The sequence below is a fragment of the Polaromonas sp. genome (genome assembly GCF_043778355.1).
In the GTDB taxonomy this organism is placed as follows: Bacteria; Pseudomonadota; Gammaproteobacteria; order Burkholderiales; family Burkholderiaceae_C; genus Polaromonas.
Map to the genome: position 1 here is coordinate 1 of NZ_JAYWHI010000097.1, position 14,612 is coordinate 14,612.

General features: G+C 61.8%; 13 protein-coding genes. 7 read left to right on the forward strand and 6 right to left on the reverse strand.

Going from position 1 to position 14,612, the window contains the following annotated elements; genetic code table 11:
* A partial coding sequence (locus tag ACH2CW_RS13860) for a hypothetical protein (protein WP_395059114.1) occupies nt 1-368 on the forward strand: 368 nt, incomplete at its 5' end.
* A 99-nt stretch (nt 369-467) separates the two neighbouring features.
* Here ACH2CW_RS13860 and ACH2CW_RS13865 read toward each other — a convergent pair.
* The gene (locus ACH2CW_RS13865; RefSeq protein ID WP_395059116.1) at nt 468-1,235 is read right to left on the reverse strand and encodes an exodeoxyribonuclease III; all 768 of its coding nucleotides are present in this window, start codon (nt 1,233-1,235) and stop codon (nt 468-470) included.
* Between the two features lie 9 nt (nt 1,236-1,244).
* Here ACH2CW_RS13865 and pyrE point away from each other — a divergent pair, with 9 nt between their 5' ends.
* Together pyrE and ACH2CW_RS13875 are read left to right on the forward strand one after the other, a co-directional pair.
* Entirely contained in the window at nt 1,245-2,024 is a 780-nt protein-coding gene (gene pyrE / locus ACH2CW_RS13870) for an orotate phosphoribosyltransferase (RefSeq protein ID WP_395059118.1), read from the forward strand.
* Between the two features lie 12 nt (nt 2,025-2,036).
* Nucleotides 2,037-2,738, forward strand: coding sequence for a DUF4124 domain-containing protein (locus ACH2CW_RS13875; RefSeq protein ID WP_395059120.1), 702 nt, complete (start codon nt 2,037-2,039; stop codon nt 2,736-2,738).
* Between the two features lie 79 nt (nt 2,739-2,817).
* Here ACH2CW_RS13875 and gatB read toward each other — a convergent pair whose 3' ends face one another.
* The 3 genes from gatB to gatC are packed head-to-tail and all read right to left on the reverse strand — an operon-like array spanning nt 2,818 to nt 6,133.
* Nucleotides 2,818-4,317 carry an Asp-tRNA(Asn)/Glu-tRNA(Gln) amidotransferase subunit GatB gene (gatB, locus tag ACH2CW_RS13880; RefSeq protein ID WP_395059122.1) on the reverse strand — a complete coding sequence of 500 codons (1,500 nt, stop codon included), beginning with the start codon at nt 4,315-4,317 and terminating at the stop codon, nt 2,818-2,820.
* Between the two features lie 10 nt (nt 4,318-4,327).
* Nucleotides 4,328-5,830, reverse strand: a complete 1,503-nt coding sequence (gene gatA / locus ACH2CW_RS13885) for an Asp-tRNA(Asn)/Glu-tRNA(Gln) amidotransferase subunit GatA (RefSeq protein WP_395059124.1) — start codon at nt 5,828-5,830, stop codon at nt 4,328-4,330.
* A 3-nt stretch (nt 5,831-5,833) separates the two neighbouring features.
* The gene (gene gatC, locus ACH2CW_RS13890; RefSeq protein ID WP_395059126.1) at nt 5,834-6,133 is read right to left on the reverse strand and encodes an Asp-tRNA(Asn)/Glu-tRNA(Gln) amidotransferase subunit GatC; all 300 of its coding nucleotides are present in this window, start codon (nt 6,131-6,133) and stop codon (nt 5,834-5,836) included.
* Between the two features lie 253 nt (nt 6,134-6,386).
* Between gatC and ACH2CW_RS13895 the strand changes: the two genes are divergently transcribed.
* From ACH2CW_RS13895 to mrdA, 4 genes are all read left to right on the forward strand, one after another.
* A complete protein-coding gene (locus ACH2CW_RS13895; RefSeq protein ID WP_395059128.1) occupies nt 6,387-7,430 on the forward strand; it encodes a rod shape-determining protein in 1,044 nt (347 codons plus the stop codon).
* A 52-nt stretch (nt 7,431-7,482) separates the two neighbouring features.
* Nucleotides 7,483-8,403 (forward strand): rod shape-determining protein MreC, encoded by a 921-nt coding sequence (gene mreC / locus ACH2CW_RS13900; protein ID WP_395059130.1) that lies wholly within the window; start codon nt 7,483-7,485, stop codon nt 8,401-8,403.
* Nucleotides 8,400-8,918 (forward strand): rod shape-determining protein MreD, encoded by a 519-nt coding sequence (gene mreD, locus ACH2CW_RS13905; RefSeq protein WP_395059132.1) that lies wholly within the window; start codon nt 8,400-8,402, stop codon nt 8,916-8,918. Before mreC ends, mreD begins: the two co-directional genes overlap by 4 nt.
* A gap of 157 nt (nt 8,919-9,075) precedes the next feature.
* Nucleotides 9,076-11,142, forward strand: a complete 2,067-nt coding sequence (mrdA, locus tag ACH2CW_RS13910; RefSeq protein ID WP_395059134.1) for a penicillin-binding protein 2 — start codon at nt 9,076-9,078, stop codon at nt 11,140-11,142.
* A 35-nt stretch (nt 11,143-11,177) separates the two neighbouring features.
* Here the strand turns inward: mrdA and ACH2CW_RS13915 are convergent, their stop codons facing one another.
* Both ACH2CW_RS13915 and ACH2CW_RS13920 read right to left on the reverse strand, forming a co-directional pair.
* A complete protein-coding gene (locus tag ACH2CW_RS13915; protein WP_395059136.1) occupies nt 11,178-11,936 on the reverse strand; it encodes a sulfite exporter TauE/SafE family protein in 759 nt (252 codons plus the stop codon).
* Between the two features lie 336 nt (nt 11,937-12,272).
* Entirely contained in the window at nt 12,273-14,549 is a 2,277-nt protein-coding gene (locus tag ACH2CW_RS13920; RefSeq protein WP_395059138.1) for a response regulator, read from the reverse strand.
* Nucleotides 14,550-14,612: the final 63 nt, after the last annotated feature.

Consider the following 14,612-nt stretch of genomic DNA (forward strand, 5'->3'; position numbering starts at 1 on the left):
GCATTCGAGAGTTATCGGCGATTACGACAGGCGTTGAGAAGGTGATTCACCTAACCGACCGTTTTGAGCGGAATGCGCCGGACTTGACCTGGATTGGGGACCTATCAACTGATGGGCCGTGGTACATCGTCTCAATCGACCGTTTCAAAAAACAGCATGGAGCTGAGCGAGAAGCCATCAAGCGGGCAGGCCACACAATCTTTATTCTTGACCCTCAATGGTCCAAACACGGCTTTTGGATGCAGTCAGAACGATTGGTACGGTGGTGGCCGCAGGTCGTTAATTACTCTTCACTTGTGAGCGGTGGTGCGTATCGCATTCCCTGGCAACATTCGCCATCGACAAAACTGCAGGCTGTAACTTTCTAGTGTCGCTCACTCATGATGGTGTTGAGTTCATGACTCAATGGCTAAAAATGAACTTATCAGCAATACAACCTACACTTTGTGGGTTTATTGTGCGATGAGCTAGTCCAGCCGCCAGCCGACGTTCTTCGCGTACGCCTGGCCGCGGTTGCTCCACCAGGTGTAGGCCGCGTCGGTGGCGGTGGGCTGCAGCTTGCGGTAGACATCGACCATGCCGCCGCCGCGCACTGCTTTCACCGCAGGCTGGCAGGTACCGTCGGTCAGATCTTCGAGTGCTTCCTCAGCCGCTTCAGCATCACGCAACAGGTCCGTCATCCAGGCGCGCTCTTCGGGCAGGAAGCCGCTGTTCTTTTTGTTGCCCTTGAAATTCTTAAGATCGATTTCCTGGTGTGCAATGTTGATGTCGCCACACAGCACGAAGTCGCGGGTTTCCTTCAGTTTGGCCAGGTAGGGGTAAAACTCGGCCAAAAAACGAAACTTGGCAGCCTGGCGTTCCTCGCCCGAAGATCCACTCGGGAAATAACAACTGATGATGGACAGTTTGGGCGCCTGCTTGCGGCCGGGCCTGTCAAAACGCAACTCGACGTAACGGCCTTCTGCGTCAAATTCTGTTGAGCCGTAACCGGTGATCACGTCGCTGGGTTCGTGGCGGCTGTACACCGCGACACCAGAGTAGCCCTTTTTCTCGGCAAAGTGAAAGTGCCCCTTGAGGCCGGCGATCTCCTCGAAGCGGCCGGCCACGTCGGCTGCCTGGGCCTTGAGTTCCTGCATGCAAATACAATCCGGCTGGGTCTGGGCCACCCATTCGGGCATGCCTTTGGTGGCGGCGGAACGGATGCCGTTGAGGTTCAGGCTGGTCAACTTAAACATGGGACTCCAATGAGCATAACAACGGGAACGGCAGGGCAGGCCGGCAGCAAGCACCCACAGGGCGCCCTTCCAAACGAGGAAGGCCGGGCGCTGGCGCAGGAGTTCGTGCAGTTTGCCATCGCGTCCGGCGTGCTCCGCTTTGGCGAGTTCAAAACCAAGGCCGGGCGCATGAGCCCCTATTTTTTCAATGCAGGCCTGTTTGACGATGGCGCCAAGCTGGGACGGCTGGCGCAATTTTATGCGCGCGGCCTGCTGCTGGAAGAGCAAACCAGCGGCCTGCAGTTCGACATGATTTTTGGCCCGGCCTACAAGGGTATCCCGCTGGTCGCGGCGGTGGCAGTGGAACTGGCGCGTCTCGGCCGCAACCTGCCGTTTGCCTACAACCGCAAGGAGGCCAAAGACCACGGCGAAGGTGGCACCCTGGTTGGCGCGCCGGTCAAGGGCCGGGTGTTGATCATTGACGACGTGATTTCAGCCGGCACCGCCACGCGCGAGTCGATCGCCATCATCCGCGCCGCAGGCGCCACGCCACATGCGGTGGCCATCGCGCTGGACCGGCAGGAAAAGGCCATTGAAAACGGCCAGGACGTGGCTTACAGCGCCGTACAGTTTGTCACCCGCGAGCTGGGTCTTCACGTTTTTGCGATTGCCCGCCTGACCGACTTGCTGCAGTATCTGGCTGAAGCGGGTAGCGCGCCGGCTGTTGATTCGGAACCAAATAGCGGCGACTCGCTTCAGACCCATTACCAGCGCGTGCTGGACTACCGGCAGCGTTACGGCGTTGATTGAGGAAACATGTACATGCCCTTGCAGTTGCACACCGTGACCCAGGCGGGTTTGGCCCTGCTGGCCGTCTGCCTGGGCGACATCGCCGTTGCGCAGACCAGCGCGCCGGGCCTGCAAGGCATTTACACCTGCGTTGACAGCTCGGGCCGCAAGATCACCTCGGACCGCCCCATTGCAGAATGCCTGGACCGGGTTCAGCGTGAAATCAATCCCTCAGGCACGGTCCGCCGGGTGCTGCCCCCCCAGTTGACCCCCCCCGAGCGAGCTGCGCTGGAAGAAAAGGAAAAGGTCGCGGCCGAAGTACGGGCCCGCGAGGCAGAAGACAAGCGCCGCGACCGCGCCCTGTTGCTGCGTTATCCCACGCGTGATCTGCATGACAAGGAGCGCGCCGAAGCGCTGAGCCAGGTGGTTGAGGTCATCAACGCATCGAACAAACGCTCGCAGGAGCTTGCCGAGCAGCGCAAGGCCATCAACGCCGATTTGGAGTTTTACAAAGACACCCCAGGTCGGGCGCCGGCCTCGTTGATACGTCGGCTGGAAGAAAACGACAGCAGCCTTGCCATGCAGAAACGCTTCATCGTCGAGCAAGACGCCGAAAAAAAGCGGGTGAACCAGCGTTTCGACGCCGAGTTGGCCAAACTCAAACAGCTGTGGGCAACGTCCGGTGCTGTTGTGCCGGGCAAGCCCGCGCCTGCGCCGGTAGCCGCCCAAAAATAGAATCAGTGATCAAAAATGGCTCCGGTCCATGTTGGACAGGCGCGAGCAGCTATTATTTTTGTAGCGTTTTGAATCTGCGTTAAGCCAGTTTCTTCTTCAACAGTTCATTGACCTGCGCCGGGTTGGCCTTGCCCTTGGTGGCTTTCATGGCCTGACCGACCAGCGCGTTCATGGCCTTGGCATTGCCGGCGCGAACTTCCTCGACGTTTTTGGTATTGGCCGCGAGCACCTCGTCGATGATCTTTTCAAGCTCGCCGGTGTCGCTCATTTGTTTGAGGCCTTTGGCCTCGATGAGGGCATCGATATCCTGGCCCTCGCCGGTCCACAAAGCATCAAACACCTGTTTGGCGGCGTTGTTCGACACGGTGCCGTCACTGATGCGGCCGATCAGGCTTGCCAGTTGCGTGCTGCTCACGGCCGACGCCTCGATGGCTTTTTCTTCCGTGTTCAGGCGACGTGACAACTCGCCCATCACCCAGTTGCTGGCGAGTTTGGCCTGCCGGCTGGCAGCCGCGACGGCCTCGAAGTAGGCGGCCACGGCCTTGCTCTGCGTGAGCTGGCCGGCGTCGTACTCGGGCAGGCCGTAGTCTTTTACAAATCGCGCCGCCATCACGCGCGGCAACTCGGTCATTTCGGCGCGGGTTTTTTCCACCCAGTCGCGAGAGATCACCAGCGGCGGCAAATCCGGATCGGGAAAATAGCGGTAATCCGCTGCGTCTTCCTTGGTGCGCATGGCACGTGTCTCGCCGGTGTCCGGGTCGAACAGCACGGTCGCTTGCTGGATGGTTTTGCCGTCCTCGATCTGTTCGATCTGCCAGCGCACCTCGTAGTCGATGGCCTGCTGCATGAAGCGGAAACTGTTGAGGTTCTTGATCTCGCGGCGCGTGCCCAGCGGCTCGCCAGGCTTGCGCACCGACACGTTGGCGTCACAGCGGAAACTGCCCTCCTGCATGTTGCCGTCGCAGATGCCGATCCAGGTCACGATCTTGTGCAACTCTTTCGCATAGGCCACCGCCTCGGCCGAGGAACGCATGTCGGGCTCGGTGACAATCTCCAGCAGCGGCGTGCCGGCGCGGTTCAGGTCGATGCCCGACTGACCGATGAAGTCTTCGTGCAGCGACTTGCCGGCATCTTCTTCAAGATGGGCGCGCACAAGACGCACTGATTTTTTCTCGCCCTCCAAGAAAAACCCGACCTGGCCGCCCTGCACGACCGGAATTTCAAACTGGCTGATCTGGTAACCCTTGGGCAGGTCGGGGTAGAAATAATTCTTGCGCGCAAACACGCTGGACTCGGCAATGTGCGCGTCTACCGCGAGGCCGAACTCGATCGCGCGTTGCACCGCGCCCTTGTTCATCACCGGCAAGGCGCCGGGCAGGGCGAAGTCGACGGCCGACGCGGCGGTGTTGGGCTCGGCGCCAAAACTTGTCGGGGCGCGGCTGAAAATCTTCGATTGCGTGGTCAGTTGCGTGTGGGTTTCGAAGCCGATGATGACTTCGTAGCCCTGCACCAGCGGCCCGGTGGGCCGGCCGGCCTGCATTTCGGCAAAGGGGTTCACGGTGGGTTGGGTGGCGCTCATGTCAAATCACTCAAAGGCCTGGGGGTTGGCGCAGGTGCCAGTCGGTCGCGAGCTGGAACTGGTGCGCCGCCCCCAGCAACTGCGCTTCCTTGAAATAGTTGCCGATCAGTTGCAGGCCGACCGGCATGTGGTGTGCGCCGAAACCGGCCGGCACACTCATGCCGGGCAGACCCGCAAGGCTGCTCGACAGCGTGTAAATGTCGGCCAGGTAGCTGGCCACCGGGTCGCTGGCGTTCTCGCCGATCTTCCAGGCGACGGTGGGCGAGACCGGGCCGGCAATGATGTCGCACTGCACGAAAGCCTTCTGGAAATCCTCGGCGATCAGGCGGCGGATTTTCTGCGCCTTCAGGTAGTAGGCGTCGTAATAACCGTGCGACAGCACGTAGGTGCCGATCATGATGCGGCGTGTGACCTCGTCGCCGAAACCTTCGCTGCGCGACTTCTTGTACATGTCGGTCAGGTCGCCGTAACTGGCGGCGCGGTGACCGTAACGCACACCGTCGAAGCGGCTCAAATTGCTGCTGGCCTCGGCCGGTGCGATCACGTAATACACCGGGATCGACAGCTCGGTCAGCGGCAAATCGACATCGACCAGGGTGGCACCCAGCTTTTCAAACTCGGCCAGCGCGACGCGCACGGCCTGCAGCACATCGGCCGAGCAGCCGGCACCGAAAAACTGGCGGGGCAGGCCTACCCTTAGGTTTTTCAAGCTTTTTAGGCCTGTAGTCCCTGTCCCACCTGCGCTGGCAGCTATCAAACCAGTAGCGTAATCAGTCACTGGCAGGTCCAGCGAGGTCGAGTCGCGGTCCAGGTCGGGGCCGGACATGTTTGACAGCAGCAGGGCGCAGTCGAGCGCAGAGCGCGCCATCGGGCCGGCTTGGTCCAGGCTGGAGGCAAAAGCCACCATGCCGTAACGCGAGCAGCGACCATAGGTCGGCTTGATGCCGGTAATGCCCGTCAGCGACGCCGGTTGGCGGATCGAACCGCCGGTGTCGGTACCGGTCGCGGCGGGCACCAGGCGCGCCGCCACGGCGGCTGCACTGCCGCCCGAGGAGCCGCCAGGAATCCGTGCGTGGTCCCAGGGGTTGCGCGCCGGTTGGTAGGCGCTGTTTTCATTGCCCGAACCCATGGCGAATTCGTCGCAATTGAGCTTGCCCAGCGTGACCATGCCGGCCGCTGCGAGTTTGCCGACAACCGTGGCGTCGAACGGGCTGCGGTAGTTCTCCAGCATTTTTGAGCCGGCGGTGGTCGGAAAGTCGCGGGTGACAAAGATGTCCTTGTGCGCCAGCGGCACGCCCAGCAGCGACGTGCGTTCGCCGGCGGCCAGGCGCACATCGGCGGCCCTGGCCTGCGCCAGTGAGACGGCGCTGTCGGTGGCGAGAAAAGCGCCCAGGCTGGCGTTTTGTTCAATGCGGGCCAGAAAGTGCTGCGTCAGCTCGACGCTGGACACTTCACGGGCGGCGAGTTTGGCCGCGAGTTCGGCCACGCCGAGGTTGTGCAAATCGGTACTCATCGCTTAGTCAATCACGCGGGGGACCAGAAACAAACCGCGCTCAACGGCGGGTGCGCTGACCTGACTGGCCTCGCGCTGGTTCGGCTCGCTCACGATGTCCTCGCGCAGTCGCAGTGCAACCTGGCCGAGCACGGCAGCAGGGTGCGCCAGCGGCTCCACGCCGTCGGTGTTGACGGCGTCCATCTGGGCCACCAGCGAAAAAAAGCCGTTGAGCTGGCCGAGCACGCGGTCGGTCTCGTCAGGTCGCAATTCAAGCCTCGCCAGGTTGGCGACGCGTTCTATGTCTTGGGATGTCAATGCCATGAGGGGTACCACTGCAGCTGAAACCGGGTGTAAAGGTGAAATAATCGGCCGTGTGCAGGCCAGTGACTCACAGGGGATGCGTTATTATCCCGCCTTTGGTGTGCAATCACGGTTGGATGCACGCTTTAGGCGTTATTTGTCAAGGTGTTAGACCGTTTCGTCCTTCCATTTGTCACACGCGCATTGATTAATCATAGAAGGCGACAGGGCAACGAAGTTTGCACCATGCCCACAACCAGAACCGGACCCCAACATGTTTGAAACTTTCCGTCGGTACTTTTCCACCGACCTGGCGATTGACCTGGGTACCGCCAACACCCTGATTTTTGTGCGGGACCGCGGCATTGTGCTGGACGAGCCTTCGGTCGTTGCCATCCGCCACGAAGGCGGCCCGCAGGGCAAAAAAACCATCCAGGCCGTCGGCCATGAAGCCAAGGCCATGCTGGGCAAGGTTCTCGGCAACATCGAGGCCATCCGCCCGATGAAAGACGGTGTGATTGCCGACTTCACCGTCACCGAGCAGATGCTCAAGCAGTTCATCAAGATGGTGCATCCGCGCAGCTTCTTCAAGCCCAGCCCGCGCATCATCATCTGTGTGCCCTGCGGCTCGACCCAGGTCGAGCGCCGCGCGATCCGCGAAAGCGCGCTCGGCGCCGGCGCCAGCGACGTTTACCTGATTGAAGAGCCGATGGCCGCAGCGATCGGTGCAGGTCTTCCTGTATCGGAAGCGTCCGGCTCGATGGTGGTTGATATTGGCGGCGGCACCACCGAGGTCGGTGTCATCTCGCTGGGCGGCATGGTTTACAAGGGCAGTGTGCGGGTTGGCGGCGACCGTTTCGACGAGGCCATCATCAGTTACATTCGCCGCAACTACGGCATGCTGATCGGTGAGCCAACGGCCGAAGCCATCAAGAAAAACATCGGTTCGGCCTTCCCCGGCTCCGAAGTCAAGGAGATGGAAGTCAAGGGCCGCAACCTGTCCGAAGGCGTGCCGCGCAGCTTCACGATTTCCAGCAACGAGATCCTCGAAGCCCTGACCGATCCGCTCAACAACATCGTCAGCGCCGTCAAAACTGCGCTGGAACACACGCCGCCTGAACTCGGCGCCGACATTGCCGACCGCGGCATGATGCTGACCGGCGGCGGTGCGCTGCTTCGCGACCTGGACCGCCTGCTGGCCGAAGAAACCGGTCTGCCGGTGCTGGTGGCCGAAGACCCCCTCACCTGTGTGGTGCGCGGCTGCGGCATTGCGCTGGAGCGCATGGATCGCCTGGGGTCCATCTTTACCTCGGAATAAAGCTGGAAGCATCCCCGATGCTGCCGCGTAGGCGCATGATTGACCGCAGACCATGCCCTTAGGAACCCTCGACAGAACCCCGCCGCCCTTTTTCAAACAGGGGCCGTCGGCCCTGTCCAAACTGATGTTTTTCAGTGCGCTGGCGCTGTTTCTGATGGTCGCCGACATGCGCTTTCGGGTCACCCAGCCGATTCGCGCAGCGCTGGCCACCGTGCTTTACCCGGTGCAATGGCTGGCATTGCAGCCTGTGCGCGCCGTACAAAACGGTGGCGGTTATTTCACCGCTTTGAGCCAGGCCAAAACCAGCGAGGAAGAAGCGCGCAGAAAACTCGCGTTGCAGTCGCTGCGGGCGGGGCAGGTTGAGCAACTGGCGCTTGAGAACACCCGCCTGCGCAAGTTGCTGGACCTGCGTGAGCAAAAAGCCATCTCCGGCCTGGCCGCTGAGGTGTTGTACGACGCGCCCGACCCCTACACCCGCAAGATCATCATCGACAAGGGGCTGGCCCATGGCGTTGCACTCGGCTCGCCGGTGGTGGACGAGTCCGGCGTGCTCGGCCAGATCACCCGCGTGCATCCGCTGGTCAGCGAAGTGACCCTGGTGATCGACCGCGAACTGGCCATTCCGGTGCTCAACACCCGCACCGGCGCGCGCAGCGTGGCTTACGGCGAGCCCTCGGCTTCGGGCGGCGGGCTGGAGTTGCGTTTCATGGGCAGCAACTCGGATGTGCAGCAGGGTGACTTGTTGACGACCAGCGGTGTGGACGGGGTGTATCCGCCGGGGCTGCCGGTGGCCAGGATCGATAAAATTGAACGCCGCGCCGAATCGGCTTTTGCCCGCATTTACTGCACGCCCCAAGCCCAGGTCGGCGCGGCCGTGCATGTCATGGTGATCGAACCGGTGTCGGGCCAGATTCCACAGCGGCCGGTGGACGCGGCCACGCCCGGCCCGGTCAAGAAAGGAGCCGGAAAATGATCATGCCCTCGGGCCAGCAACTGCTGTTGCCGGCCAACCCGGTTTTCATCTGGACCAGCCTGATCATTGCCCTGCTGCTGGACATGCTGCCGCTCGGACGTGTGCCCTGGATGCCCGATTTTCTGGCCTTGGTGCTGGTGTTCTGGAACGTGCACCAGCCGCAGCGCGTAGGCATCGGTCTGGCTTTCATGTTCGGGCTGGGCATGGACGTGCATCAGTCGGCCCTGCTGGGCCAACATGCGCTGGCCTACACCGCGCTGAGTTTTTTCGCCACCATGATTCACCGGCGCCTGCTCTGGTTCACGGTACCTTCGCAAGCCCTGCAGGTGTTGCCGATGTTTGCCGTGGCGCACGGCGTCGAGATCATTATCCGCATGAGCAGTGGCGGTATTTTTCCGGGCTGGACATTGCTGCTGGCCCCGCTGGCCGAGTCGCTGCTGTGGCCGGTGGTCAGCGTGATGTTGCTGGCACCACAGCGCCGCGCGCCCGATCCTGATCAGAACAGGCCACTGTAGATATGGCCGCCACGCTTGTCACTTCGTGTACTGCGCTGCACCTTGCAGGCCGCTGCGCCTGCGGGCCGGAAGAGCCGGACCCGCGGCCCCTGCTTGAACGGGATGGGAGTTCAACGCCGGTTCGGGCACTTATTGATCGGTGCGAGGTCCGACTGACATGACTGAACTCCGTGATGTTGAAGCCGACCTGTCGCGCTTTCGCGCGCGGGTGCTGGTGGTGGGGCTGGTCATCCTGCTGGCTTTCTCGCTGGTCGCCGCCCGCCTCGTTTACTTGCAGGTGGTGCGGCATGACGACCTCAATGCGCAGGCCGAGAGCAACCGCACGGCCGTGGTTCCCATCGTGCCCAACCGTGGCCTGATCCTGGACCGCAACGGTGTGGTGCTGGCGACCAATTATTCCGCCTACACGCTGGAGATCACGCCTTCCAAGGTCAGCAACCTCGACGACACCATCGAGGCGCTGGGACGTTTGGTGGAAATCACACCGCGTGACAAGCGGCGCTTTAAAAAACTGCGTGATGAATCCAAAAATTTCGAGTCCCTGCCGATTCGAACCCGATTGAGTGACGAGGAGGTGGCGCGTTTCGCGGCCCAGCGTTTCCGGTTTCCCGGCGTGGACATCAAGGCGCGTCTGTTTCGCAACTATCCCTATGGCGAGCTGGCCAGCCATGTGGTGGGCTACATCGGCCGCATCAACCAGGCGGAAAAAGACCGCATTGAGGAAAGCGACGAGGAAGGCAATTACCGCGGTACCGACTACATCGGAAAACTCGGTGTGGAGCAGAGCTTTGAGCAGCAACTGCATGGCAATACCGGCGTCGAGCAAGTGGAGACCTCGGCCGGGGGACGGGCCGTGCGCAAGCTGGCCAGCAGCCCGGCCACACCGGGCGACACCGTCATGCTGTCGATCGACATCAAACTGCAGAAGCTGGTGGAAGATCTGTTTGGCGAGCGGCGCGGCGCGCTGGTGGCGCTGGACCCCAACACCGGCGAAGTGCTGGCCTTTGTCAGCAAACCAACCTTTGATCCCAACCTGTTTGTCGACGGTATCGACAGCGAAAGCTGGCAGGCCCTCAACGAGTCCATCGACAAACCCCTGTTGAACCGGGCCTTGCGCGGCACTTACCCGCCGGGCTCAACCTACAAGCCGTTCATGGCCATGGCGGCACTGGAGTCCGGCAAGCGCCAGGCCGGCAGCATCACCAATGACACCGGTTCGTGGATGTTCGGCGGCCATCAGTTCCGCAGCCATGGCGCCGGGCTCGGTCCGGTGGACATGCACCAGAGCATCGTCAAGTCCAGCAATGTCTATTACTACGCGCTGGCCAACGATCTGGGTGTGGACGCGATGCATGATTTCATGAAACCCATGGGGTTCGGGCAGATCACGGGCATAGACATTCTTGGTGAAGTGAGTGGTGTATTGCCCAGTCAGGCCTGGAAGCGCGACTATTACAAAAAACCGGAGCAGAAAAAATGGTACGCCGGTGAAACCATTTCTCTGGGCATCGGGCAGGGTTACAACAGCTTCACCATGCTGCAACTGGCCCAGGCGACGGCCATCCTGGCCAACAATGGCGTCAAGCACAAGCCGCGGCTGGTGATCGCCACCCAGGATTCGGTCACACGCACCAACCAGCCAGTGGCGCCGAGCGTCGGTGAAAACCTCGGCTACAAGCTTGACAACATCGCTGTTGTTCGCAAGGCGCTGGTCAGTGTCACGCAGGACGGGACGTCCGCGCGGGTGTTTGCGGGCGCGGCTTATCTCAGCGGCGGAAAAACCGGCACGGCCCAGGCCAAGACGGTAGGCCAGAAGGACAAATACGACGCCCGCAAGCTGGAGGAACATCAACGCGACCACGCCCTGTACATGGCATTTGCGCCAGCGGACAAACCTAAAATTGCGCTGGCCGTGGTGGTGGAAAACGCCGGCTTTGGCGCGGCTCACGCGGCGCCCATTGCACGGCGCGTCTTCGACTACGTGTTGCTGGGCCAATACCCCAGCGAGGTTGATCTGGCCGCCGTCCAAAAAGGACTGGCCGGGGCCCCGATTGGCAAACCACGCACCCTCGCTGAAGTGGCGGACCTGCTCACTGCCAGCGCCGCCGGCGGCGGACGTGGCGCGGCACCGGCCACCGTCAACGCAGCCAAGGCGGCCGCAATAGCCGAGGCCCTGAACAAACTGGCGCCCACCGTGCCTGCACTTGACGTCTATCCTGACTAGGGCTGCGCCTGTGGGCAGGCCCTTGGGTTTTGGCGCTACTTCAGAAAAGCGTCATACCCGGTTTTCAGAATCAAGGTCGTGACCACCCCGATAAACACAACGCGAACAAAACCGGCACCGTGTTTGAGCGCCGTGCGGGTGCCCAGCACGCTGCCGACGACATTGGCCACCGCCATGGTCAGCGCGAAATGCCACCAGACATGGCCTTTCCATGCGAATAGCAGCAGGGCCGCCAGGTTGGTGGACGTGTTGAGCAGCTTGGCCGATGCCGAAGCATTCAAAAAGTCATAGCCCAGCCAGCGCACAAACAGGAAGACAAAAAAGCTGCCGGTGCCGGGACCGAAAAAACCGTCGTAAAACCCCAGCACCAGCCCGATGCAGCAGGCTGCGGCCGTTTCGGCATGGCCACTGAAACGCGGGGCATGGTTGCGGCCCAGCTCCTTTTTGACCAGGGTGTACAGCAGCACTGCCAGCAGCACAAAGGGCAGCACCTTGCGCAAGAACCCCGGCGAGATGACGGTCACCAGCCAGGCGCCGGCCAGCGAGCCGGCAAAACCTGCGGCTGCCGCCGGCAGCAGGGCCGACCAGCGCATGTCCACACGACGCGCGTATTGCGCTGTAGCCACCGCCGTGCCCCAGACCGAGGCGCCCTTGTTCACGCCAAACAGCGTGGCCGGGTGGGTGGTGGGGAAAACCGCGAACAGGGCGGGCACCAGAATCAGGCCGCCACCGCCGACGATGGCGTCCACAAAACCTGCCAGCAGCGAGGCCATCGTCACGATCAGCAATTCCATAACTGAATTGTCCCATCGAGCCTGCATCACATGCGCAGGCGTTCAGGGCATAGGCACTGATTCGGTACGCAGAGGCCAAAAAAAAGCGCCGGGAAAGCCCGACGCCTCGTAAAAAACATCCCGAAGGATGTCAATATTTTCTAGTCAATCTGTTTGTCTCCTCGGCCCCTTCGCGAGCACCGAGGCCCGTCTGCAGGTCAACCACTGTAGGTCGCGCACCCGCTTAGTGCATCGGGAGTTTCCCTCCCCCCTTTGGACAACGCTCGACCTGTGCGAGTGTGCCAGCCTGACTTGCCGCGTTATGTCAAAGGTTTGCGCTGATTTCTTGCCGGCTTGTCATCGGCCTTGCTTGCCGAGGGTAAAGTAAAAACAGGCACCTTCCTGCGGCGCGGATTTCGCCCAGATCTCTCCGCCGTGGCGTGTGACGATCCTGCGCGCTGTCGCCAGGCCGATGCCTGCACCCGGAAAATCTTCGGGCGCGTGCAGGCGCTGAAAGGCGCCAAACAGTTTGTCGGCATAGGCCATGTCAAAACCTGCACCCTTGTCTTTGACAAAATAAACCGTATAGCCACCGGCGCTGGATTCAGCGCCGACCGAGATGTCGGCATGGGCCTGCCGCGAGGTAAATTTCCAGGCGTTGCCCAGCAAAATTTTCAGCAGGTGGCGCACCAGTGTGGCGTCGGCCGATGCAGACAGGGGTGACTGCACCTGGGTGTGCACCTGGCGCTCGGGGGCCTGTTGCCGCAGTGTTTCAATCTCCTTTTCTGCCATGGCGGCCAGGTCCAGGGGCGCGCGCCGGATATGCGTGCGTGACAGTTGCGCCAACGCGAGCAGGCTGTCCGTTCGCTCGTTCATCTGGTTGACCCCGGCGCGAATGCGCTGGAGATAGTGTTTGCCACGCTCGCTGGCCCCCGCGCCCATCTCTCTTTCCAGCAGACTGGCCAGCCCGTTCACAGCGATGTAGGGTTGGCGCAAGTCATGCGCAAGCGACTGCGAGAAGGCTTGCAACTCCTGATTGGCGACAGTCAGCTCGAGGGTGCGCTGCTCCACCCGGCTTTCCAGTTCGGTATTGAGCTGCATGATTTGCTGCTCGGCGAGCTTGCGCTCGGTGATGTCGCGCAAGATCACACTGGTCTGGACGTCGCCATTGCTGCCGGCATGTTGCGAAGAGGAAACCTCGACCGGAAAACGTGTGCCGTTGCCCCGTATGCAATTGAGTTCACCGCGAAATTCACCGGTATGGCTTTGCTGCTGGAGCATCGCTTTCACCCGCGGATCAGCGGCATCCATCAGACCGGCGATGCCAGTAGCCTTGATCCGGGCGTCATCCATCCCGAACATGGCGCAGGCAGCGGGGTTGGCGGCAATCACCGTGCCGTCCGCCAGCGCCTGGATGAAGCCGTCCAGGCTGGTCTCGAACACCAGCCGAAAACGCTCTTCGCTGATGCGCAAGTTGTCTTCCGCCGCCAGCAAACTGCGGTAACGGCGCGCGCGGCTTTGCGCTGCCGAGACCAGCGCGGCCGGCTCCACCGGCTTGACGATGAAGTCGTCCCCGCCTTGCCGCAGCGCTTGCGCCTGTTTGTCCAGGCTGGTCTCTGCCGACAGGAAAACAATCGGAATACGCACAAAGGCCTGCTGCTGCCGAATCAGCGCGGCCAGCTCGATTCCGCTGCATTGCGGCATGTGGATATCGCAGGTGATCAGGTCGGGCTGGAAATCGATCAAGGGCGCCATCACCTGGCTGGGATCGGTGACGACGCAGGTTTCCATCCCGGACGCCTTCAGCACGCCGGCATAAAAAGCGGCGAGCAGATCGTCGTCGTCCACGATCAGTACACGGTAGGGCCGCACAGGTTCCCCGGAGGTCACTTGGTCCAGCAGGCCAACCAGTACGGGTACATCCAGAGGGTGCGGAAAATAGCCGGCGGCGTCGGCGCGCACCGCGTCGAGGCGGGCCTCGAAATCGTTGCCGCCCGCTATAAAAATCACGGGGACCGGGTCGGCGCCTTCGGGGACGGTCTGGGTGTACTGCTTCAGTTGGGGGTCGGCGTTAAAAACCGCGTTGGCCAAAATCGCAACAGGCCGCGTCTGCACCGGGAGCTGATCCGGCTGTTCAACGATGCGGCTGGGGTATCCGGCGTGCTGGAGCTGGGCACTCAGCCGGCTGGCCGCTTGCATGTCTGCTTCAACAATAAAGATCAGGCCCCCTGTCTGTGTGCGAAGTTGTGGCGCTGCCCAGCTGCGAACTCGGGGTACTGGCAAAGAAAGAGCTGCAGAAGTGCCGCTGACCTGTGTCATGGCGTCGTACAAGGCCTGTGCGCTGACCTGCAGCAACTGGCGTTCAGCCGCGCCCACGGGCCGGCCCAGGGCCGTGGCTGCAGACAGAAGCGTCTCGATGCTGGTGGCCGCCTCACTGATGGCCGGAAACCCGAAGGTGCCCCCCGAACCCGCCAGCTTGTGCGCTCCGGCCAGGGCTGAAAGTCCTGCTGCGTGATCGCCCGCATGCAGGTATTGCTGCAAGGCGGTGCCCACCTCGGCGACCTTTGCCGGCAGGCTTGCCAGATAAAGCTCGCGCTGCGTTTGCATGAAGAGGGCGAGGCGGGTTTGCGACATCGAATTCCTAGGCTTGAACAATTATGTGCCCCGCCGAAGACCCCGCCGTCATTTCGCCAGGCG